General features: G+C 68.3%; 17 protein-coding genes and 1 pseudogene. 5 read left to right on the top strand and 13 right to left on the bottom strand.

Annotated elements, in window-relative coordinates:
* Window positions 1-23: 23 nt before the first annotated feature.
* The 9 genes from Ssi02_RS36725 to Ssi02_RS36685 all read right to left on the bottom strand — a co-directional run bounded on the left by Ssi02_RS36725 (window position 24) and on the right by Ssi02_RS36685 (window position 11,050).
* Window positions 24-866: a carbon-nitrogen hydrolase family protein gene (locus tag Ssi02_RS36725; protein ID WP_204032869.1), complete on the bottom strand. Its 843-nt coding sequence runs from the start codon at window positions 864-866 to the stop codon at window positions 24-26.
* Window positions 863-1,789, bottom strand: a complete 927-nt coding sequence (locus Ssi02_RS36720) for a beta-keto acid cleavage family enzyme (RefSeq protein ID WP_204032867.1) — start codon at window positions 1,787-1,789, stop codon at window positions 863-865. The genes Ssi02_RS36725 and Ssi02_RS36720 overlap by 4 nt, the downstream gene beginning before the upstream one ends.
* Before the next feature lie 220 nt (window positions 1,790-2,009).
* Window positions 2,010-4,475, bottom strand: a complete 2,466-nt coding sequence (locus Ssi02_RS36715; RefSeq protein ID WP_204032865.1) for a CoA transferase — start codon at window positions 4,473-4,475, stop codon at window positions 2,010-2,012.
* Window positions 4,472-5,674, bottom strand: coding sequence for an NAD(P)/FAD-dependent oxidoreductase (locus tag Ssi02_RS36710; RefSeq protein WP_204032863.1), 1,203 nt, complete (start codon window positions 5,672-5,674; stop codon window positions 4,472-4,474). The genes Ssi02_RS36715 and Ssi02_RS36710 overlap by 4 nt, the downstream gene beginning before the upstream one ends.
* Window positions 5,671-7,092, bottom strand: a complete 1,422-nt coding sequence (locus Ssi02_RS36705) for an amidase (RefSeq protein WP_204032861.1) — start codon at window positions 7,090-7,092, stop codon at window positions 5,671-5,673. The genes Ssi02_RS36710 and Ssi02_RS36705 overlap by 4 nt, the downstream gene beginning before the upstream one ends.
* A gap of 133 nt (window positions 7,093-7,225) precedes the next feature.
* Complete coding sequence (locus Ssi02_RS36700; protein ID WP_204032859.1) at window positions 7,226-8,185, bottom strand: ornithine cyclodeaminase family protein; 960 nt, start codon at window positions 8,183-8,185, stop codon at window positions 7,226-7,228.
* The gene (locus Ssi02_RS36695) at window positions 8,182-8,679 is read right to left on the bottom strand and encodes a thioesterase family protein (protein ID WP_204032857.1); all 498 of its coding nucleotides are present in this window, start codon (window positions 8,677-8,679) and stop codon (window positions 8,182-8,184) included. Before Ssi02_RS36695 ends, Ssi02_RS36700 begins: the two co-directional genes overlap by 4 nt.
* Window positions 8,676-9,629, bottom strand: coding sequence for a 3-hydroxyacyl-CoA dehydrogenase NAD-binding domain-containing protein (locus Ssi02_RS36690; protein ID WP_204032855.1), 954 nt, complete (start codon window positions 9,627-9,629; stop codon window positions 8,676-8,678). The genes Ssi02_RS36695 and Ssi02_RS36690 overlap by 4 nt, the downstream gene beginning before the upstream one ends.
* A gap of 5 nt (window positions 9,630-9,634) precedes the next feature.
* Window positions 9,635-11,050: an APC family permease gene (locus tag Ssi02_RS36685; RefSeq protein WP_204032853.1), complete on the bottom strand. Its 1,416-nt coding sequence runs from the start codon at window positions 11,048-11,050 to the stop codon at window positions 9,635-9,637.
* Window positions 11,051-11,228: 178 nt separating this feature from the next.
* Between Ssi02_RS36685 and Ssi02_RS36680 the strand changes: the two genes are divergently transcribed.
* The 5 genes and pseudogenes from Ssi02_RS36680 (at window position 11,229) to Ssi02_RS36660 (ending at window position 18,651) form a co-directional block, all read left to right on the top strand.
* Entirely contained in the window at window positions 11,229-12,113 is an 885-nt protein-coding gene (locus Ssi02_RS36680; RefSeq protein ID WP_204032851.1) for a LysR family transcriptional regulator, read from the top strand.
* A gap of 563 nt (window positions 12,114-12,676) precedes the next feature.
* Window positions 12,677-14,572 (top strand): serine/threonine-protein kinase, encoded by a 1,896-nt coding sequence (locus Ssi02_RS36675; RefSeq protein WP_275410800.1) that lies wholly within the window; start codon window positions 12,677-12,679, stop codon window positions 14,570-14,572.
* A gap of 1,123 nt (window positions 14,573-15,695) precedes the next feature.
* Window positions 15,696-16,316: a hypothetical protein gene (locus tag Ssi02_RS36670; RefSeq protein ID WP_204032846.1), complete on the top strand. Its 621-nt coding sequence runs from the start codon at window positions 15,696-15,698 to the stop codon at window positions 16,314-16,316.
* Window positions 16,317-16,414: 98 nt separating this feature from the next.
* A pseudogene (locus Ssi02_RS39155) lies at window positions 16,415-16,525 on the top strand (helix-turn-helix domain-containing protein); the annotation flags it as partial.
* A 161-nt stretch (window positions 16,526-16,686) separates the two neighbouring features.
* A complete protein-coding gene (locus Ssi02_RS36660) occupies window positions 16,687-18,651 on the top strand; it encodes a hypothetical protein (protein ID WP_204032841.1) in 1,965 nt (654 codons plus the stop codon).
* A 203-nt stretch (window positions 18,652-18,854) separates the two neighbouring features.
* On the opposite strand, the gene Ssi02_RS36655 is transcribed toward Ssi02_RS36660, so the two are convergent.
* The 4 genes from Ssi02_RS36655 to Ssi02_RS36640 form a co-directional block, all read right to left on the bottom strand.
* The gene (locus Ssi02_RS36655; protein WP_239130351.1) at window positions 18,855-20,108 is read right to left on the bottom strand and encodes a serine hydrolase domain-containing protein; all 1,254 of its coding nucleotides are present in this window, start codon (window positions 20,106-20,108) and stop codon (window positions 18,855-18,857) included.
* A gap of 345 nt (window positions 20,109-20,453) precedes the next feature.
* On the bottom strand, window positions 20,454-20,762 hold the full coding sequence (locus Ssi02_RS36650; RefSeq protein ID WP_204032837.1) for a hypothetical protein: 309 nt from the start codon (window positions 20,760-20,762) through the stop codon (window positions 20,454-20,456).
* 1,456 nt (window positions 20,763-22,218) lie between these two features.
* Window positions 22,219-22,530, bottom strand: a complete 312-nt coding sequence (locus Ssi02_RS36645) for a 4a-hydroxytetrahydrobiopterin dehydratase (RefSeq protein ID WP_204032835.1) — start codon at window positions 22,528-22,530, stop codon at window positions 22,219-22,221.
* Between the two features lie 18 nt (window positions 22,531-22,548).
* Window positions 22,549-23,029, bottom strand: a 481-nt coding sequence (locus Ssi02_RS36640; protein WP_204032833.1) for an NsdA family TPR-like regulatory protein, incomplete at its 5' end; no start/stop codon positions are given.

Below are 23,029 nucleotides of genomic sequence, written 5' to 3'. Positions count from 1 at the left end.
CAGCTCACATGTCGCCTCCCTTATCAGCCCGTTTCGCCGGTGCCGGCGTCGGTTTCCTGAGCTTCCTCGTCCTCGGCGGAGACGGTGAGCGTGCCATAGAGCACCGGCCGGCGCTCGGACAGGTAGTCGAAGTCGGCCCGGGCACTGTCAACGGCGTCGGTGTCGATCGTGGCGAACACGAGGTCGGGCCCGGTGCCGGCGGCCGCGAGCTCGGTGCCGTCAGGACCGATGACGCGGGTGCGGCCGACATATACGGTCGCACCTTCGGCACCGCACCGGTTGACGTAGGCGAGGTGGACCTGGTTCTCCCAGGCCCGGGTCCACATCACGTGCTCATTGACGGCGCCGTAGGGATGCATGTTGGCGGTCGGCACGAGCACCAGGTGCGCGCCCGCGAGTGCCGCCACCCGCACGGACTCAGGAAACTCCGCATCGAAGCAGATCATGACGGCACACCGCACGCCGCGGTAGTCGAAGACAGCCGCAGGCGCCTCTCCCGCGCGGAACCGGCGGTCGATCTCGCCGAACAGGTGGGTCTTGGCGTAGCCGGCCAGCACCTCGCCGCCGTCGCCGACGACGACAGCCATGTTGCCGACGCCCCCGCCCGGCAGGACGGCGGGCAGACCCGCGACGACCGCGATGCCGCGGGCGGCCGCGATGGCGACGACCCGCTCGACCAGCGGCAGGGCGGCGAGCGCGGCGACGTCCCCGACGTCGTAGCCGGTCACGAACATCTCGGGTGTGACGAGCATCTCCGCGCCCGCGGCAGCCGCGGCTGCCGCGGCAGAGTCCAGCTCGGCCAGGTTGGCTTCGACGTCACGGCCGTGGCCCGCGCTCTGCAGGCATGCGATCCGCAAGGTGCTCATGACGGGCGCACCGCTGCGAGCTCGGCACGCAGCTGTTGCGGGGTGGCGATCGGGCGCTCCAGCTGGTCGGCGATCGCCACGGCGGCCGCGACGAGTTCGGCCGAGTCGGCGGCCTGGCGGCGGCGCCGGATGCGCAAGTTATCCTCGACCCCCACCCGGACGTCCATACCGGACGCGGCGGCGATCGCACCGAACCGCAGCTGCGCCGGGTAGCCGACGCCCGCGACACTGACGGCGGCCAGGTCGGGCCCGAGGATGCGGCCGGCCGCCTCACGCAGCGCGAACAGGTCGTGCGGGCTGCCGCCGACACCGCCGAGCACGCCGAGGATGAACTGGACGCGGACCGGTCCGGTGAGCGTGCCCTCGTCGATCAGGAACCGGGCCATCGACAGATGACTGAGGTCGTATACCTCCAGCTCCGGGGTCACCCCGAGCTCACGGAACGTCGTGGCGAACCGGCGCATCGTGGCGAGCGTGTTGGTGAAGACCACCGACCCGGACTGCTCCAGCACCTGCCGCTCCCAGTCGTGGCGCACCTGCGGCCACCGGGAACGGGTCGGGAAGCCCTCGAAGTTCATCGTGCCCAGGTTAAGCGTCGCGATGTCCGGCACCACGGCCACGACACCCTCCAGGCGCTCGTCGGGCGTCATGTCGACGGACCCGCCGGTGGTGATGTTGATGACGACGTCGGACTGCTCGCGCACTCCGGCGACGATCTCCTTGAACATCGAGGCCGAGCCCGTCGGGCGGCCGTCGGCCTCCCGGGCATGCAGATGCACGGCGGTGGCGCCGGCCCGCGCGGCCGCCACGGCCGCCTCGATGATCGCTTCCGGCCCGCAGGGGATGGCGGGGCTCTGGCTGGGCAGGACGTCGCCTCCGGTGACGGCTGCGGTGAGGACGATGGGGTCGTACGGCGCGCGCATCGGGCGCTCCTTCCTTATCGGGTGTGGTTCAGGTGGGCGGGTCGGTGCGGTCGGTGGTGGACGCGGTCGTGGTGGCGATGGTCGGTGGTAGACGGGGTCCTGGTGCCGGACCCCGAACCCCGTTTCAGGTGGACGGGTGGGCGTGGTCGGTGGTGGACGGGGCCGTGGTGGCGATGGTCGGTGGTAGACGGGGTCCTGGTGCCGGACCCCGAACCCCGTTTCAGGTGGGCAGGTAGGTGTGGTCGGTGGTCCAGCCGTCGGCGACCGCGCCGTCGGCGGCCATCGCCTCGATCTCGGCAGGCGTGAAGCCGAGCTCGGCGAGCACCTCGCGGGTGTGCGCGCCGTAGCGCGGGGCGTCGGACGGCATCCGCACCGCCGCGTGCCGGGGCCGGACCGCCTGTGGGGCGATGAGGTCCACCTCACGGCCGCTGGGGTGCCGGTCGTGGCGGACGAACACGGCCGAGTCGCGCAGCGGGACGGGTCCGGTGCTCTGCCGTACCAGCCTCCGGGAGCGCAGTTCGGCGATGCGCTCGATCCGGTGCACCGCGACCCCGTGCGGGCCGAGCAGCTCGGCCCACGCTTCGACCGGTTGTTCCCGGAACCGCGTGACGAGCAGGTCCTGCGGCGCGGCCGCGTCGAGACCGAGCGCGGCCGCTACGGCATCGGCCGGGCCCGCCAGGAAGAACCAGCCGTCCGCTGCCGGGTAGCACCGGTATCCCGCGTGCTCGCCGAGCACGTCGGGCCCGCCGGGTTCCGGAACGTCGTCGCGGCCCGCGCCGTCGAAGAGGAACGGGATCTGCAGCAGTTGCCCGGCGGCGGCGAGGGAGGTGCGCATCACCGGGGCGTGTTCGCCGCGTCCCGCCAGCGCGGCGACGACGGCGAAGGCGCCGCAGAACCCGGCCAGGGCGTCGATCGTCCCAAGGTGCGCGTGCTCCTCCGGGGTGCCGGGGCCGCCGCCGAACCTGGTCATGATCCCGGTGCACGCCTGCACATTGTCGTCGTAACCCGCCGCGTGGCTGCGTGGCCCGTGACCCGGCCCGCCGTAGGCGTCCACCCGCACGAGCACGATCTCAGGTCGGATTTCCCGCAGCCGCCGCGGGTCCAGGCCGAGGTCGCCGAGCTGGCGCTCGCTGCCGTTGAACGTGACGACGTCGACGGTGGGCAGCAACCGGTCGAGCACCTCACGACCGGCCGGAGTGCGCAGGTCGGCCAGCACACTGCGCTTGCCGCGCTGAGAGTGCATGCCGATGACCACGGTGTGGTAAGGGTCGAAGCCCGGCGTCGGTGGGTCGATCTTGACGACCTCGGCGCCGAACCGGGCGAGGGTCGCGCCGATCACCGGCCCTGCGATGACGTTAGTGACGTCGAGGATGCGGATGCCGGCCAGCGGAAGCCCGCCGGGCTCGGCCGACGGGCCCGGCGGCGGTCCCGTCGGCGGGCCCGGTGGCAGGCCGGCGAGGATCGCGGCCCGGTCGGCGTCGAGCGCGGGGGCGGGCCTGCGGCCCGGCGGGGTGCCCTCGGTCCAGACGACGGGTCCGGGAACGGTCAGCTCGCCGTGGACCGGATCGTCGACGGTGGTGACGAGCCCGGCCGCGCGCGGGTGCTCCGACCGCATCCACTCCAGGGTGCTGCGGTGGGCGGCGCCCGGGATGCCCGCCGCGTCGAAGCGCCGTTCCCACTCCTCCGCCGGGTGCCGCAGGAAGGCGGCCGCGATCAGCTCCGACAGCCGGGCCGCCCAGTGGGCGGAGAGCGGGTAGGCCAGCAGCGTGCAGTCCGCGCCGTCGGGCCAGCTGTCGCTGGACAGATAGGAGTCGGCCATCGGGATGCCCTCCGCGAGGACGGTGTCCCAGATGCCGAGCAGCTGCAGTGACCGGATCGCGTGAGTGCGGTGGGCGGGGCAGCAGTGGTAGAACAGCCTGCCGTCCTGGCAGGGGTAGCTGCGGTAGAACGGGTCGAGAAGCTCCTGTAGCCGCTCATAGGTGAGGTCCATCGGCTCCCCGGCGGCACGCCGGCGAGCGATCTCGTGCTCGCGCAGCGAGAGATAGCGCGGGGGGAGGTCGGAGACGGCCAGCGAGTTGAACGCCAGCCCTTCCAGCACGGCTTCGGCGAGCGGCACCTCGAACGCGTCGCCGCGCCCGGTGCGCCGCCTGGCGGCCAGCCCGGCGCCGACCGCGAGCGCGCCGAGCGCCGCGGCGTATGCCGAGGCCAGCGGCAGCGGTGTGTAGGACGGGTCGGCGCCCATGAGGATCCGGTTCAGTCCCATGTCCGTGAAGCCGCCGGTCGCCGCCAGCACGATCCCCTCCCAGGCCGGCAGTTCGCGGCGCGGGTCGGCCGCGGCGAAGCCGGGCAGGGACAGGTGGATCACACGGGGGTTGAGCGCGAGCGTGTCCTCCGGTCCGAGCCCGAACCCGGCCATGACGCCGGGCCGGAAGTTCTCGACCACCACATCGGCCCCTGCCACCAGCCGGCGGGCGGTCGTGACGTCGGCGGGCTCGGTCAGGTCCAGCACGATGCTCTTCTTGCCCGCGTTGAGCGCGGCTGCCGCTGGAGAGGCCCAGCGCGGGCCGCCGGGCGGGTCGATACGGATCACTTCGGCGCCCAGGTCGGCGAGCAGCAGGGCGACGGCGGGGCCGGCGACGTACTGGCCGAAGTCGAGGACACGGATGCCGTGCAGTGGCGAGCTCATACACGGCTCCTTGCGGTGAGGTCGGTGGCGATCAGTTCGCCGGTCGCGGGGGCGAGTGTCATGCCGAGCTGCCCGTGTCCGGTGGCGGCGACGAGGCCGGGCCGGACCTCCCGGACGATCGGCAGACCGTCCGGGGTCATCGGGCGGGCCCCGCACCACCGGACCTCCGTGCCGTCGAGGGAGGCCCCGGGCAACAGCGCCGATGCCGTACGGCGCAGCCCGGCAAACGCCTCCGGAGCAGGTGGCGTGGGCGGCCCGCCGAGCTCCATGCCCCCGGTCAGCCGCAGCCGGTCGTCACGCTGGGCGATCACGACGTGCGCGTCGAGGTCGAGGACGGCGTGGCGCAGAAGCGGCGCCGCCACCGGCACCGTGAGGCTCCAGCCGTAGCCGGGTTCCACCGGCAGCCGGACGCCCGCCGATCGGGCCAGCAGGGCACTCGCCGCCCCGGCGGCGAGGATTACGGTGGTGGTGGCGACCGGACCGGTGTCGGTGTCGACGCCCGTGATCCGGCCGCTCGCATGCCGCACACGCCGCGCTGCCGCCCGCACCAGGACGGCACCGTGCCGCTCGGCCGCGGTCAGCGCGGCCCGGGTCGCGAGCAGAGGGTCCAGAAGGGCGTCGCCGGGGAACCGTACGCCGCCGGCCACCGGGCCGAGGGCCGGCTCGGTGGCCGCGACCGCTGCCGCGTCGAGCATCTCGGAGGCGACGCCAACGTGGCTTAGCCGTACCGCGGCACGCCGCTGGGTGTCCAGCGTGCGGCGGTGGCGGCTCACCGCGAGCAGCCCGGCCTCGCGCAGCCCGATGTCGAGGTGCTCGGTGGCGGCGAACTCGGCGTAGAGCAGCAGGCTGCGGTCGGCCAACGCGGCCAGCCGCGGCGCCGCGCGCCACGCCCGGCCGGGGCGCGCGGCGAACGCGAACCGGCCGAGCCAGGCCAGCGTCGCGGGTCGCACCGGCCGCCTCAGGGCGATGTCCCCGCTCCCGCCAAGCAGCGCCCGCACCCCCTCGACCAGCATTTGCGGGTGTGCCATCGGGTGGCTGTAACTGGGGACCAGCAGGCCGGCGTTCCCGGCGGAGGCACCCCCGGCCGGCTCCGGATCGAGCACGAGCACCCGCACGCCCGCGCGGGCGAGGTAGTAGGCGGCGAAGGCACCGACCACGCCGGCGCCGACGACCGCCACGTCGGCGTCTCGCGCGCTCATGCCCCGACCTCAGGCCAGTGCGTCCGCTGCTCGACCGCCATCCCGAGCCGGAACGGCGTGGTGTCGTCGAACGGCCGCCCGACGATCTGCACCCCGGTGGGCACCCCGTTGCCGGCGAAGCCGGACGGTACGGCCAGCACGGGGCAGCGGTTCATGATGTTGAACGGGAGCGCGAGCAGCGACTCCAGGTAGTGCCCGAGCCGCTCGCCGTCGACCTCCGGGCCGTGGTCGACGTAGTCCTCGCCCGCCACCAGCCCATTAGTTGCGGCGGTCGGGCAGACGAGCGCGTCGAACCGCTCGAACAACTCGCCGACGGGCCGGTAGAGGTCGGCCTCGATCGCCAATCCGTCGAGCACGCCGGCGTCGGCGGCGCCCTCGGCCGCCCATCGCGCGAACGCCTGCGCATATGGGGTGAGACGGGCGCCGGGCTCTCGTCCCTCGGCCGCGACGGCGGCGCCGAACCCGTGATGGAAGTGGATGGCCGCCGCGCGCATCACCTGCGCCCGCGGCACCCGGAGGCCGACCTCCTCGACATGGGCTCCTGCCGCTCGCAGCCGCTCGCCGTACTCCCGGGTGTTGCGGCGGACCGCCGGGTCGACCGCCCAGTCACCGAGATCCTCCGACAGCGCGATCCGCATCCCGCGCAGGTCGCGGCCGAGTTCGGCGGGGTCCGGCAGCACGTGACGGGGCCGTAGCGAGCCGACGTCGCCAGGGTGGGGCCCGGCCACGACGTTCTGCGTCAGCGCGACGTCGGCGACAGTGCGGGCCAGCACACCGGAGTGAACGTAGGTGTCGAGGTGGTAGGGCGGATCCACCGGCACGCGGCCGTGAGGCGGCTTGAACCCGACCACACCGCTGAACGAGGCGGGCACCCGGATCGAGCCCGCGGTGTCCGATCCCGTCGCCAGCACCGTCGACCCGGCGGCGAGCGCCGCGCCCGAGCCACCGGAAGAACCGCCGGGAGAGAACTCGGGGTTCCACGGATTGCGGGTGACGCCCCAGAGCGCCGAGTGCGTGAACGCGGCGGAGGCGAACTCCGAGGCCGTACTCCGGGCGTGTACGATCACGCCGGCGTCGAGGAGGCGCCGGACGAAAAGCGAGGTGTGCCCGGCGACGGCGTCGCGATACTGCAGCGATCCCTGAGTCCAGGGTTGGCCCTCGACCGGTTCGTCCTCCTTGACGACGGTGGGCAACCCCTCCAGCGGCCACAGCGGCCCACCCTGGCCCGCATAGCGGCGTTCGGCCAGCTTGGCCTGCCGCAGTGCCTCGTCGAAGAAGCGGTGGCACAACGCGTTGACGACCGGCTCGGTCCGTTCGGCGCGGGCGATCACCGCCTCGGTCAGCTCAACCGGCGACAGCCGCCGGGCGCGGAAGGCGCGCAGCGCGTCGGTTGCCGACATGTGATGCAGTTCGTCCATCGGGTTCTCCCCTCTCGGCTCTCGTCGTGGTCGGTTCGCCCGCGTCACCAGGCGATCTCCCGCCCGGCACACAGCGCCTCGGCGCGTTCGACGACGTGCCACGCGGCGGCGGTTCATGGTCGGCGTGCCCGCGTCACCAGGCGACCTCCCACCCGGCACACAGCACCTCAGCACGCTCGACCACATGCCACGCGGCGGCGGCGTCCTGCACGCCGAGGCCGACGCTCAGGTAGGTCACCAGGTCGTCCGGGTGCCGGCGCGCGGTCGCGCGTCCGGTCAGCACGTCGCCGAGCGCGAGCAGCTCCATCGGCCGCCGGGCGGCGACCACCGGCCCGGCGTGGGCGCGGGCGGTCGACACGTGGTCGACGACGACCGCGGCGCTCGCCGCCAGCAGGTCCGTGCCTATCTCGCGGCGGTGCTCCTCGAAGGAGCCGATGCTCACCACGGTGGCGCCGGGGCGCAGCAGCTCGGGCGGGAGGATCGGCTCGGTGGCGAGCGTCGCGCAGACCACGACGTCGGCCTCGGCCACCGCCCCGGCCACGTCGGCGACGGCCCGGACGGGATACCCGTCTGCGGCCAGCTCGCGGGCGGCCTGCTCGCGTTCCTCGGGAACCGGGGACCACATGGTCACATCCCGCAGTGGGAGCACCCTGGAGATCGCGCGAACGTGGGCGCGTCCCTGGATGCCCGTACCGAGCACCGCCAGCCGGGTCGCACCCGGCCGGGCCAGCTCCGCGACCGCCACCGCGCTCGCCGCCGACGTCCGCAGCGTGGTGACGGCGCCGCCGTCGAGCACCGCGACGGGCGCACCGGTCTCGGGGTGCAGCGCCACCAGCACGGCGTGGATCGAGGGCAGGCCCAGCGCGGAATTGCCGGGGTTGACGCTGCCGAACTTCGACACCGGCCCGGTCGCCGCATCAAGGCGGGCGGCGTAGCAGAAGACCGTGGAGCGCGCGCCGTCCGGACCGCCGCCGATCTTGTCCGGTTGCCAGGCGTCGCCTGTGGCCAGAGCCGTGAACGCGGCCCGCTGGGTCGCGATCGCCGCGTCCGGGTCGAGCAGGGCGTATACGTCGCTCGCGGTGAGCAGCCTCATCGCCGCCACACCCGGCCCGCGGCCTGCGGCACCGGCCGAAGCCGCGCCTCGGCGGCGGCGCGCACCCCGTCCGGGAAGGGACAGGAGGTGCCGCCCGGGATGTCGACGTGGACGCCGAGCACCTCCGCCGTGGCCCGCAACCGGCCGCCTGCCGCCATCTCGTGCCACAGCAGCAGCCGCTTCGCGTCCACCCCGATCACCGTCGTGCGCACCTCGAGCCGCTCACCCGGCAGCACCTGGTCGAGATAACGCAGGTGGGCCTCCACCGTGAACAGCGAGCACCCTGTCTCCGTGCGGTAGTCCGGCGCCATCCCCACATGCGCCATCGCGTGCTCGGTGGCCTCTCCGAAAACCAGCACGTAGTACGCCTCGCTGAGGTGCCCGTTGGCGTCGATCCACTCGTCTTCGAGGGACCGGTACAGCGGCGGAACCTCGGACACGTCGGACCGGTGCAGCGGCGGAACCTCGGACGCGTCACTCAGGACGCCGGTCATGCCCGCACCTCACGCATTGCCCGCAGGACCGCGATCAGCCGCCGGTCCCGCTCAGCGATCAGGTCCGCGGTGGACCGGCCGCCGGTAACCTGAGCCGCCCCCGTCACCAGCGCCTCCCGCAGGTCGCCGGTCAGCGCCGGGCTCACCAGCCGGGTCCACGGGTATTCCAGCGCAGGGCCGAAATGGTCGAGCGCGTGCGCCATGCCCCCTTCGCCACCGGCCAGGTGGAAGGTGGTGCACGGGCCGTGGAACGGCCAGCGCAACCCGGGCCCCGCGGTCACGGCGGTCTCGATCTGGGCGACGGTGGCCTCGCCCGTGTCGAGCATGTGCAGGGCCTCCCGCCACAGCGCCTCTTGCAGGCGGTTCGCGATGAACCCGGGCACCTCGCGATCCATCACGATCACGGTCTTGCCGGCCAGCGTGTAGAACTCCTCGGCCCAGGCGACCGCGGCCGGGTCCGTGCGTTCCCCTCCGACGACCTCTACCAGCGGCACCAGATATGGCGGGTTGAACGGGTGGCCGACGACGAGGCGTTCCGGGTGCGCGGCGGCGGCCTGCATGTCGGTCATCCGGTAGCCGGACGTCGACGAGCCGATCACGACGCCGACGGGCGCCGCGGCGTCGATGCGGGCGAGCAGGTCGGACTTCAGTCCGAGATCTTCCGGCGCGCTCTCCTGCACGAACTCGGCGTCGGCGACGGCCTCTTCGAGGGTGCCGACGACCGTGAGACGGTCGCGCGTGGCGCCGTCGGCGAGCCCGAGCGACTCCAGCGCGGGCCACGCGGCGTCGACCAGCGTGCGCAGCCGGTCCTCGGCGCCTGGCGCGGGGTCCCATGCGGTGACCCGGCGGCCACGGGCCAGGAAGTGTGCCACCCAGCCGCCGCCGATGACGCCGGCTCCCACACAGGCGATCCGCTCGACGTCGCCTGGTGCGACGGACGGTTGCCACATGCTCATCACCTCGGGTTCTCGTAAGTCGGGGTCCGATCGCCGAGACGGCGAACGGCGTAGAGGGTCATGGCCAGGGCCAGCACGCCGAACCCGATCAGTTCGTCGCGCCAGCTGCCGTAGCCGGTCAGCTCCGGATTGAGTACGGCGACCGCCAGCAGCAGCAGGTTGATCCCGGCGAGCGCGGCGGCGATCGGCACCCAGCACCGGTGCAGCCGGAAGGCCCGGTCAGGAGTCGTGTCCGCCCGCCGCAGCAGCACATAACCGCTGAGCGCGATGACGACGGAGATCATGTAGCCGACGTTGGAGGCGAACACGACGCCCAGCAGGTTGCCGATGAACACGACCAGGCCGACGTTGACCAGCAGCCCCACGGTCATGGCGCGGGCGGGCATACCCGCGGAGTTGAAGACGCCGAGACCGCGGACGGTCAGTCCCTCGACCGCCATGCCGTGCAGAGCCCGCCCGCTGTCGGCGGTCGCCACCGACATGAGGTTGAGCATGGCCAGGCACAGCACGACCACAGCGAGCCAGCCGGCACCGCCGAACAGGTTCTCGAACATCACGACGGTGAACCCGAGAGGCTCCGCCGTGATGCCCGCCTCGCCCGTCGTGCCCGCGGCGAGCACCGGCATCAGCACGAACACGGCCAGCGCGGCGACGCCCGACCAGACGAGCGCCCGGGGAGCGTCCGAACGCGGGTTGCGGTACTCCGGGGTGAACGTGGCGGCGACCTCGGTGCCGTAGACGGTCCAGCCCATGAGGAACAACCACACGCACGCGACCACGAACGCCGACTGGCCGTCGCCACCGAGGCCCCAGGTCAGCCGGTCCAGGTGCAGACCCCCGGTGAGGAGCGCCGTAACGCCGGCCGCGGCGAGCACCACCAGCACCAGGGTGTTGACGATCGTGCTCAGCCGAACCGCGGGCCGGATCCCTGCCGTGTTGAGCAGCCACACCAGCACCAGCGCGGCCACCGCCACGGCGTGTGCACTGCCCAGGTGCAGCGGACCGACCTGCAATGTCCCGGTGTCCGGCAGCCACTGCGCCTTGATCAGTTCACCGATCACGAGCGCGTTCCCGGCCAGACCGAACGACCATCCGATCCAGTAACCCGCCGAGGCGAGTGCGCCGAGTGGGCGGCTGCGACCACTCCAGGCGGCCGAGGCGTACAACGCGATGCCGCCGGGCTTGTCCGGGAACATCGCCGCCATCTCGGCGTACACGAAGTTCTGCCCGATCGCGAGCAGCCCCGACACGGCGAGCAGCGCGACGGCCGCCCACGCGCCGAGCGCGCCGGTCCAATATCCGACCAGCGCGAACGCGCTGGCGGGCAGCGCGATCGCCAGCGAGAACGCGTCCCGCCAGGTCATCACGCGGTGGAATTGAGAGGGGTTTTCGATGCTGGTGGGGGGTTCGGACACGGCGGTCTCCTTCCATCGCCATTGCCCAGAAAACGATCACTCCGGTCCACGGCTGAGCGGAGGCGGAGAGTCAGCCGCGAAGAAGATGCGCCGCGGCGGTGTTGAAATCGTCATCTGCCATTAGGGATAAGTCAATTCTCGGTTTTTGTTGCTGACCCATAAGTGTTAGCTTCTCCCTATGACGCTGGATGACTTGCGGGTGTTCGTTGAGGTCTGCGAGCGGGGCAGCTTCACCGCGGTGGCGCGGGCCCTGTCGTGCAGCCAGTCGGCGGTGAGCCAGCACGTGCGCCGCCTGGAGCGGGAGTTCGGCCTGAGCCTTCTCGAGCGGCGTCCCCGCGGCGTACTGCCCACATCGGCCGGGCGGTTGCTGCGTGACGCGGCAGTCGCCGGAGTGGGCCGGATCGACGCAGCGGCCCAACAGTTGCGCGCACTGGCCGCCGGCGGAGCAGGCGAGGTGCGGGTCAGCTCGGGAGCCGCCACCGTCCGGCACTTCATGCCCAAGGCGATCCTGGAGCTGCGCAGCCGCCACCCCGGCGTGCAGCTGACCCTGCGCACGCAGCCGACCAGTCGGGCATGCCTCACCGACCTGGCCGCGAACCGCGCCGACATCGCCCTGATCTCCATCAGCGGCCCGATCCCCGACGTCGAGCTGCGCCCGCTGATCGAATTGCAGTGGTCGCTGGCAGTCAATCGCGACGACCCGATGGCGGCACGGACGAGCCTGAGCCCGCCCGAACTCGCCGACATCCCCAACATCGTGCTGCCGGTATCGTCAAGCTCCCGGGGCCGCCTCGACGCGGCCCTCGGCGAGGGCGTGTTCCCATCCCAGGCCGTCTCGGACTGGGACACCGCCCTGCTACTCGCCGAACTGGGCGTGAGCCGCGCCGTCGTGGCGACCGTTCCCGATTGGGCTCCATCGGTCCACCCCGGCCTCCGGCTGGTGCCGATCCCGGAGCTCCCCGGCCCGACCGCAGGCTGGGCCGCACGGTCGTGGGCCGACCTCGAACCACCTGTCGTCGAGTTCGCCGAACTGGTGGCGCAGCAGATGCGCGGATCGGAGTAACGCGCCAACCGCTGCGCTCCTCTGCGGGTTCCCGCAGTCTTGGCCGGAAACGGGAGGGCGTCGGCCCCACCTACGACAAGATCCGCCCGGTCTACGTGATCGGCCAGGATGCACTTTCTAACAGGCCATCTCAAGAACGGCTCTTCGATGGGCTGTCTACGTCAGACGCGCCGCCTGCAGCAGTCCCTGGTCATGCATCAACGGCTCCTGGCGTCCCTGGAACGGCGGCTAAGGAAAGATCCTCGCTTCAACTACGACATCGCACCGCATTGGGGTGCGAGGGCGGTAAAATTGGAAATTAAATATTGAATCCCATCTCCTAGGCAGGAGAAGGGATATTCGCCGCAAGAGGCTGCACTGAAGGTCATAACCCGACACGCCACCAAATGCCTCCCGCAGGGGAGAGTAACGCCATCTGATGTTTCACCCTTTAGGATAATCTCCCCGCGACCACCTAACTCCCGTCGAAGTGGGACCTCTTGAGCATCCCCCCACGCCCTGCCGCCCATTGGTCCTTCAACCCCCCACCCGGATGGACTGTCCCGGAAGGATGGGAGCCGCCGGTGGACTGGGCCGGCCCCGACCCGCACTGGCCGGCGGCACCGCCGTACTGGTTGTGGTGGACTGAGCCCTCCCCTTCGACATCGGAGCCCAACCCACCTGACTTCCTTCCGCTACAACCACGGGACCCGGAGAGAGTCGGACCGTATCGCATAGTCGGACGGCTTGGCACCGGAGGCATGGGAATTGTGTATGCCGGAGTCGACGCCGCTGGACAACGAGCCGCAGTCAAGCTAATTCATGACATGCACACAGCAGATCCGGAGTTCAGAGCTCGGTTCCGGCGCGAAATCGCGATGCTGCGCCGAGTTCAGGGAATTTGTTGCGTCAGGATCCTCGCAGCGGACGCGGAAGCCGACCAGCCATGGCTCGCGACGGAATACATCACCGGGCGAAGCCTGGATGAATATGTCAGAGCCCGGGGACCTCTCAGCGGCGACGAGTTGTTTGGACTCGCCGCTGGACTCGCGGAGGCACTGGTCGCCGTCCACAAGGCGGAGGTGGTGCACCGCGACCTCAAGCCCTCCAACGTGATGCTGTCACACGCAGGCCCGCGACTGGTCGACTTCGGGATCGCCCGCTCACTCGATGCGACATCTCTCACGGGATCCGGCTCGATGATCGGCTCTCCTGGGTGGGTAAGCCCGGAAGAGTATGTCGGTGGGCCAACCGGGCCGGCGGCAGATGTGTACGGCTGGGCACTGGTTGTCGTGTACGCCGCTACGGGGGTGCAACCTTATGGAGCGGGTCGACCTGAGGTTCTCGCCCTCAAGGTCATAAACGACGTGGTTGACACCGGGATGCTGCCCGAAAGGCTCCGACCGACCGTTGACAGAGCTCTGGCGAAGTCGCCTGAAGCGAGGCCTGCCCTTGCTGAGATTTTCAAAGCCGTGGCCGACGCATGGCGAGAGCAGCACGGAGAAAGCAGAACCACAGAGTGGGATCCCACAGCCGATATCACAACCCGATTGGATCGCACCTGGGCCTTCCGCGTTGAACCCACGGCAGTCTGGCCGACGGAGTTGCCGCAACCGAGCAAGCGTCGTTTACGCCGACTTCTCTTACCTGCCGCCGCGTCGCTGGCGGCCATCGGGGTCGCCGGTCCGATGTTTCTTGCCAATCTGCAGGACTCGCCCAGCCGGCAACATCAGTCGCCAGGAGTGGCCACCGCCTCCCCCGCAAATCGGACACCGTCCACTGAAGCAGAGACCTCACCGACCGCGCCAACCCACTCCACCGCACGACTTCCCGCACCCCGCACCCCAGTCGAACTTGCCGCTGCCCTCGACCTGGCACTAAGAGTGACGCCCGCAGCCGCATTCTCATTCGAAGGCGGCTTCACTCAGAGCAACGTCGCAGCGAAAGCGATTGGTCGGCTCATGAACCGCGGTTCACGGCACTCCGACGATTTCAAGATGAGGGTCGACTCTGACGAATACCCCGCCGAGGGCTACGTGATCACCGGTAATGGAGACTTGTATCTGGATTCACCAGGAGCGTCTTCCGTGGCTCTGGTGGAGCAGGCCTCAGGGGAGGCGAGTTGGTATGCCCTTATGGTTGCCGGCACCGCAGGGCCGTCCGTCATCCAAGAGTTGGTCTTAAATACCGAGCGAATGCACAGAAAAGGCCGAACGTATTCTGGAGTCCTCCCCGCAGGCGAGACAAGCGGCCGATTACGGACACTGCTCAGCTCGTGGCTCGGTGTTGATATAGACAGTGAGACGAACAACTCCTTCGTCTCCTACACCCTCGCCATCGATACTGAGAACCGACCGAAGAAATTCAATCTGGTATGGAAGGTCCCCGTAGGGGGCGGCGGCACCTACGAGTCCGAGTTCGCTACCACCTATCGCGATTGGAAGACGTCCGGAAAGATCACCAGGCCGACACGGGAATGACATTGCCCGCAGTTCATAACTCCCCGCCACCACAGGCATCCTGCCGCCTGAAGACAAGATCACACCTGAGGCAAAGATGATCAGTGCGAGCATTCCAAGCTGAGGATTTTACCCGTGAGACGAGCGCGGTTCGCCGACGCCAGTTGAGTAGCCTCGTTAAAGTCTGCCGCGCATACATGACCTTGCCGAACGGTCATATACGGTTCAGATACCGATCGCCCTGGATTGGACAGACAGGCGGCTTGGCTAAAGTTGATCGCCGAACATTCTGGCGAACGGACAAACGTCTGTCGAGTGCTCATTTCTGACCATTCAGTCTGATAAGCCAAATCTGCACCATTAGCACCACCGGTATCCTCGCCGTCGCTTGACTGCTCGTCCGTCACGGCAGTCGAATCACGGTCCGCACCTCCGAGGGACTGAACCGCAAACCCTCCTGCAGCGAAGGCCACCACCACAGTCACAGCCCCGGCAAGAAGCAGGTTCCGGTTCTTCATCAGCGACGCCACCAGCTTTTGTCGCCCGCTCGGGAGGGTCTCGCTCCCCGGGGCGACACCTTCTAAAACGACCCACCAATTCCAGTACGGCGGAGCCGCAGGCCAGTCACCCTCAGGGCCTCCCCAACCTTCGTTGGGTTCCCAATCGGCCGGAGCATCAGGCCATCCAGGTGGCAAGTTGAACCGCCACTCAGGGCCAGGACGAGGGGGAATGCGCATGAAAAGTCGCTCCGAACAGATAGATCAACAAGCCGAATTATGCATAGAGTGGCACTCGTTGTCGATCGCACAGCCGCTGACATGCCTGGCTACATCAGCGGAGAGCGTGCATTACGCTCCCCCACCCGTCTCGATGATCTGAAGTGGAACCTTTGAACATTCCCCCGCGTCCCGGCCCCGAGTGGCGGTTCAACGCTCCACAGGGCTGGCCGACTCCTCCTGACGGATGGATTCCCTCACCTGCCTGGGCGGGGCCGGAGGACGATTGGCCGGAGGCTCCGCCGTACTGGACGTGGTGGATCCGCGACTCCGAAACTTTCGTGCCGCCGACACTAAGTCTCGATTCACTGCTCGCACCGGCCGAAACCGAGCCGCCTCGTCCCCTACTCCGCAAACTCAGAGCCCCTATGATCGCATCGGGGGCGGCTGTCCTGGCACTCATCACGGTGACCGTCTACCTCGGCAGCCGCGAGGGAATCACCCCGATGTCCGACAGCCGAGAGCAGACATTCGAAATCGTCGATGACACACCCCGGCCCTCCACCGAAGCGGAACCATCGGCGACGACAACGACCTCAACCGCTCGTGAGCAGGCGCTGGCGATCAACGACATCCTGGAGCAGAGCAAACCCAGCCGGGGAGCGCTCCGCAGCGCCCTAAGCGAGATGTTGCGCTGTTCCAACATGGGCGAGGCCATCGTGAACATCGAGCACGTCACCAGGCAGCGCGGCCGACAGGCGGACGAGGCCGAAGGCCTCAACGTGAGCGCACTGGCCGATGGCGCGGAACTCAAGGACAGCCTGGTCCAAGCACTGTCCGCCTCATACCGGGCAGACAAGGCATATTTGAAGTGGGCAAAGCGATATCGATCTCGCGCCTGCTCAGGCAAGACCGTAGGCGATCCCAACTACGACGCAGGTAACGCCGCCTCCGCCCAAGCCACCTCGGCGAAGTCCGACTTCGTCGCCTTGTGGAATCCCGTCGCCGAGCAGGAGGGCCTGCTACGACGCACCAACGATGAGATATGACCACCCTTTTCGGGTAAGCCCGCCCACACCAGCAGTCGACGCTTGGGCTGTTCCTCGACACCCCGAAGAGGCACAACGGCGAGAACACCGTCACCACGCAGATGCTCCTCGTGCTGGTCCACCTGCGCAAGGGAAAGACGTTCGCCGGGCTCGGAGCCGTTTTCGGGGTGTCGGCGGCGACCGCGTGGCGCTACGTGGAGGAGACGGTGGCGCTGCCGGGCGGGGTGCACGACCTGACCGCCGCCCGCCTATGGGGTATCCCGCACGAGCTGTTCACAGCGATGCACAGATAGAAGCTAAGTCCGCTGCTGATGAACCAGGTCAAATGCTCGGTTGAGGACGGCCCGGCGGTGCGAGATAGGTTCGCTGCATGCTGAAAGGGTTGAACGAGATCGCTTGGGAATCCCTGAAGCACAACTACGGGAGCGGAGCGGACGTACCCACGTTGTTGCGGGACATACTGGATCCGCAGCGAGCGGATGACGCTGTATTCAAACTCTCGAATCACCTTCACCACCAGGGCGGGTGGATTTGCTCCGCAGCTGTCGCGGCTTTGCCGTACCTCGTCGAGCTGGCGTGCACCCCAGCAGCATGCCATCGCACAGAGCTGGTCGAGCTGCTGGGCGATCTTGCCAGGACCGCCCGCAGGTGTCGCAAGGAACTGGTGGCCGATGGATGGGGATCGGCGTGGCGCGGCACGCTGCCTGCACTTACAGAGCTGTTGGATGATCCGGACCCGGGGCTGCGGCGGATGGCGACCTATCCGCTGTCCGCCGGGCAAGAAGCCGGCCATCTCCTCATCCAGTGTCTGCGTGACCGCTGGGGCCGAGAAGAAGACACCGCCGTCCTGGTGAGCATGATGGTCGCGGCGAAGATGCTCGCTGCTGACGGTACAGATGAGGACGTGCGGCTAGTGCGAGACTGGCTTGCCGGGGCAGAGGAACACCCGCTCGCAGAGGTACGGCTGGCCGCGCTGGTCTGCTCGCCGTCATCTCTTCTCCGCGATCAGCTGGATGCAGCCGTCCAGTTGCTGCTTGAGGAAGAGCTCGCAGGGCTACGTGAGGCGCATTTGTGGGTGGGCCCGGCACGGGGCAGCACAGTGCGCTGGGTATACGACACGTTAAAAGACGACGCCGACTCCCAGACCGAACTCTGCCTGCGCCTGCTGGACGCCCCCCGTGCCGATCGGCGTGTCGGCGCCGCCAACTCGTCGGCCCGGCTCCTAATGCATCGGCGCTCCCCTCAGCCCCGGTTACTGCCGGCGCTCGCCAAGCGGATGAGCGACCCTGATATCGACGTCCGACGTGTGGCGGTGCATCTGGTAGCCGTCGCGGGAAACACCGCTCATGCCGATCTGCTGGCATCGGCGGCGACCGACCAGACTCCGTTCTCTCAGCGGTTGTCCGGAACCGTGGGCGACATCGCCGTGTGGGGGCTGGCCAGGTTGGGCGATGCGCGTTGCGTCGCTCCGCTCGTCGAGCACATCACCCACGCCGTAACAGCTTTCGGCTACAACTCCGGCCATTACAGCGCGGACTTCTACTGGGTGGTGCTTCCAGGGATTCACGAGGTGCTCGGGCGCGTTCCACAGTACGCCGCGGATCTCCTGCCCGCAGTCCGCACTCAACTGCGTGCAGCAACGTTGCCGAACGAACGGCGGGCGCTCTGCCAGACGATCACAGCGTGGGGGCCGGCGGCATCTGAAGCCGTTCCCGAGCTCATCGCGCTACTTCACAGCGACACCGCCGAGTGGGCGGCAGAAGCGTTGGCCGCCATCGGGTCGGCGGCCAACGCCGCTGATTCGCGACTGCGGCAGCTGGCTCTTGATGCTGAGGTGAATCCCAGAGTTCGCAGGACGGCGGCGTGGGCCCTCTGGAAGGTCTGCGGCGATCCCACGGCCGCGCTGAGCGTCTTACGCATGGACTTGCGAACCGGTGGCCTGGGTTCCGCTGTGCAGCGCGTGGCCGATCTCGGGGCCGAGGCCAGGCCGCTCCTACCTCAGGTGCGAGAACTACTGGACAGTGAGGACGCCTGGACCCAGGCCCAGGCCGCACACGCCGTGTGGGCGATCAGTGGTGAGCCAGACAAAATCGTGCCCATTCTGCAAAGGATCATTCTGCCGTTGGGCGAGGGCCAGATGCTGCCCGTAATGCAGGCCGCCGTGCATTGCCTCGGGAAGATCGGTCCCGCCGCCATACCCGTCGTTCCCCTCCTGCAGCAGGCATTGGCCACCGATCGACGCCTCAGCTACGGCTCGGGATGGCGGGCTATTCATGAGGATGAGGAGTTCCGCAACGAGATCCACGATGCCCTGGTCCGAATCGACGCACGCTGAGCCCAGGCGCGAAAGAGACCACGTTTCCTGGATCGCTGCTGCCACGGTAAGGCCGTGGCCTGCTGCTGCGCCGGCACGGGCCCGCGGCCGACCATGGGTCCGCCCGACATTGGCTGAGACTTCCGAATAGGACCACTGGAGCTGACCCCGCGGCGTACGCCCCTGTCATGTCCCCGCCGGCCCGGCGGGGACATGACAGGTGCTCAGAAGTAACGGGAGCTGAGGTCGGTGGTGGGCCAGGTGGTGACCTTGCCGATCTCGGCGTTGATCCGTGGACTCAGCACGTCGAAGTCGAGGCTTCCGCTCTCCTCCCGGCGGTTGAACAGCGCGGCATAGGTGAAGCCGTTCTGCAACCGAGCCAGATAGGTGTACGTGCCGGGCAGCGAGCCATCGTGCCAAGTGTTGAGGTGCCCGGTCACCTGACGCACCCACCAGCCCGCGCCGTACCAGGAACCGCTTGAGGTGACGCCGATCTCCGGCTTGGCGAACATCTTGCCGATGGAAGCCGCATTGAGCACCGGACCCGCCGCGTCAAAGATCCCCGCGAACCTGACCAAATCCACCGCGGAGGCCAGCCAGCCACCGCCGGGACCACGGTTGGCCATACTGAAACCGCCGTACGGAGTGGGCACCACGGCGCCCGTAGGACCCGTGACGGTCTTACTGGTGAAACGCGACTCGTAGAACACCTCGCCGGGAAACGCTTCAGCGCGGAGCGTACGGCCGAGCCTCAATCGGGTGATGCCGACGGGCGCCAACAACTTCTGCTTGACGTAGGACTCGTAACTCTGCCCGGAGACCTTCTCGACGATCCGGCCGAGCAGCATATAGCCGTAGTTGCTGTACGCGTAGCGGCTGCCGGGGGCGAAGTCGAGCGGCCGACTGCTTGCATACTTGACGATGTCACCCTGGGTGATCGGCAGCGGTATGCCGAGCGTGTCGGCGATCACGTGGTCCAGATACAGATAGTCCTTCGAGATGGCGCTGTCCCAGCCGCCGGTGTGCTGCAGCAGCCGCAGCACCGTCACACTGGCCAGCCGGGGATCCGCCGCGGTGGACAGGCCGAGCAGACCGGCCACTGAGGCGCCCAGGCTGAGCTTGCCGTCCTGGACCAGGCGCATGATGGCGGCGGCGGTGATGTGCTTACTCAGGCTCGCGATCCGGAAAAGCGAGGTGGGCGACACCGCGGGTACGGCCCGGCCGTCGCTGGAATACCGGTAACCGCGCGCCAGGACGAGCTTGCCGTTCTTGACGATGGCGAGCTGGGCACAGGAGATGTCTCGCTCGATGATGTAGGTCTTCAGGACCTGGTCGAACCTGGCGAGCGTGGCAGGAACGACCCCGGACACCGCCACCGCCGGGGCGCTGCTCGCCCGCACGGGCGGCGCACCGAGTACGACCGCGGGCACCATCGCAGTACCCGCCTGGAGAAGCCTTCGCCTGCTGAGCAGCGTCACATGCGGTCCTTGGGTCGGCGGTTGGAGGGGCATTGAACATCGGTAGCGGATCTTAGGGTGCATTTTTGGCTTTGGCCAATAAGGTTTTTGGACACTGACCTCGGTGCCATCGACCGCCCGGTCCACCACCGGCCGCGCGCCCGCGACCTGCTCGCACCTCCATCGCAGTCCAGGTGCCGGTGCTATCTATGGCCCGCCGCCGTCGCGGCCTCCTACTACCGCAGGCACGCACCTGCACCGTCGCGACGCCCCCGAACCGGCCAGGGTCAGCCGCTACTTCAGATCCCAGGCGCCGGCCGGGATGATGTACCGCGTGTGGCGGCTGCGCAGCCAGTCGGCGTCCAGTTATAGGAGCCCGCCGCCATCGGAGAGCTCCTCCTGCGGCTCGTTCATGCCTATGTGCAGGCCCACGTACTGGATGATCTGCGTCCAACCGGGGGCCTGCTCACCGATCCACACCACTCCGGTCTCCGCGTCCAGCTCGCCCAGGTCGTCGCCGATCTCCGCCCACACACACTCGACGGCCGAATCAGGATCGACCCGCAAACGTGCGGCGGCCTCGGTGACACTCAGGCCCTTGCACCAGGCACCGAGGAAGACGTCATGCAGTTCGTACTCGTTGAGCAGGTCATAACGCTCGTTGGGGAAAGCCACGGTCGCGTCCTGTTCGGATGAAGAAAACACCCTGGCGCGGCACGCTTCCCAGCGTGCCGCGCCAAAGCAATGTCGCGATCATTCTGCTGGTGGACCACCTAATCGACGATTCTCACCCAGAACTTGTTGTCGGCGCCCACCCGGTAGCGCGAGCAGAACGCCGACAGATATCGACCGTGGAGGTGTTCTGCAGTGTCGGGATGTACATGTCTCGCCAAGGCAACCAAGAGAGCCGAAATCCGCCAGATCCCATACACGCGACCCGAAAGACCTGCGCCTCAATGCTCGTAGCCCTCAACCCCCGCCCAAGGATCGCCACACAGATCCTCCGCCACAGCCAGATGCCGTGACCATGAACATCTACGGCGAGGTCTCCCCCAACGACACCAGGGCAGTCCGAAAGAAGCTCGGGGACAAGTGCCGTAGCTGGACTCTGCTGCTGTATCAGGCCATCCGAAGCCCAGAATGATCGAGGAAACACCCCACCCCGGGAAGGCGGGGCGGAGCACCGCAGCCGGGGGTTCCAGCGGGTCGCCCCCTGGTAAACCGGGGGGTTCCAGCGGGTTTCCCCCTGGCAGACACGGGGGTTCCAGGGCGTTTCCCCTTGGAAGACACAGAGAGGCGGCCCGTGCCGAGCAAGCAAAGCTTGCAAGCACGGGCCGCCTATGTCTCGTGGAGCTATGGGGATTTGAACCCCAGACCCCCTCGATGCGAACTACCGGCACAACCCAGCTGAAGAAGCTCCCGCCCTGGTCAGAGGGTTGGCAGGGTATGGCTGAGTAGGTCTATGTGTGGGTGCGTTGCTGTACTTTCCTGCTGTACAGCGAATGAACTACTTGCCGTCTGACTGCTGCGGACGTTCAGCAGACCTACCGACAAAGACCGCGAGCACTGTGGTAGCAGAACTGATGACTACGGGGATGTCGCTTGCGTGCCCTCTCTCGACGAGCACAGCCGACAGAACTGCGATCAAGGCCGCCAAGTACAACGGGCCGCTTCCGAACGATACTCTCTTCACGAACCTTCTCCTCTTGGAGCTGGGGAACTTTAACCGCCCGTCGTGATTCCGGCCAAGATTCCGCGACGGGCGGTTTTCTGTGTCAGAAGCGTAGCGCTCTGGAAGCTCCAGAATTGGACAAGCGATCACGTGATCATCCAGCCAAGATCGACACAAAGGCGCAGGTCAGCGCGTAGCTGACAATCGACTTATCAAAAAATAAGTCGTTGATCACAGGTCAGAGCGTGTTGAATTTTCAACTAGAAGCGTCTCCGTGAAACCACAAAGGCGATCCACACCCCAAAACTTGCATATAACGATTCCGCATCACCGATGCACTTGGCCTCGGTAGCAATCCTGAGAGCAATGATCGGTCAGACGGCCAGTCCACGTAGAGTGCGCTAATAGCGCACTTCAGGGCATACATCTGCTGTGGCTTATCACAGCGATCTCCTGCCCTTAGGCTGGCTTCGCACCATGCGCCGCAGCGATCACGTCGATCTGCCGGGCCAACTCGAAGTCCTTCAGCGTGATCTTGTCGCCCGCGTCATGCGTGGTGCTCGAAAACGTCACGCGCTGCCAGCGGATATCGATGTCGGGGTGGTGGCCGATCTCCCGCGCCTTGGCACCGACATACATCACCAGGTGCAGGCACTCGTGGTACGTGTGCGTGTACGTCCGCCGGATGGCATCCCCGTCACGCTCCCATCCCGGCAGGGCCTCAAGCAGCTCATCCACCTCGGCATCGGCCAACGGGGCAGGCACAGACATCTGCGAGATCCTCCGCAATCAGGGCTTGACCGCCGCCAGCATCTCACTCATCGAACGCCCATGCGACGTGCGAGCCCATGGACGCATCGCCGTCCGAACACCGGCCAACGCGGTGCGCATTCGGGCAGAACCGGTTTCACCGATCAACCGCACGACCTGGCCCGCCATCTCCACGGCCCGCTCGGCCTCACCACTGGCAGCGAGCGCCACGGTGAACCGCGCCTTGAAGACACCCACATCGCGCTGCGACGTCGACGGCTGCTCAGCCAATGTCGTGGCCCACAGCGTTACAGCTTCCTTGTGCAGTCCGAGCCTCCCGTAGCAGGTGGCACGCTGCACATCGAGGTAGCGGGGAGTGCGCCGGGCCGCGTTGCCCCACGCGTAGTCGTCGTCCACCTGGCCGGCCAGTTCCGCCGCCCGGTCCAACACACGATCGCACTCCGCGCGCTCCCGAGTGAGCGAACGCCCGTGAGCCTCCTGCTGCATGGCCAGCACCTGG

The sequence above is a fragment of the Sinosporangium siamense genome (genome assembly GCF_016863435.1).
Classification (GTDB): domain Bacteria; phylum Actinomycetota; class Actinomycetes; order Streptosporangiales; family Streptosporangiaceae; genus Sinosporangium; species Sinosporangium siamense.
The sequence above is the reverse complement of the archived record's forward strand: the minus strand, read 5'-3'. Positions and strand labels throughout refer to the sequence as shown.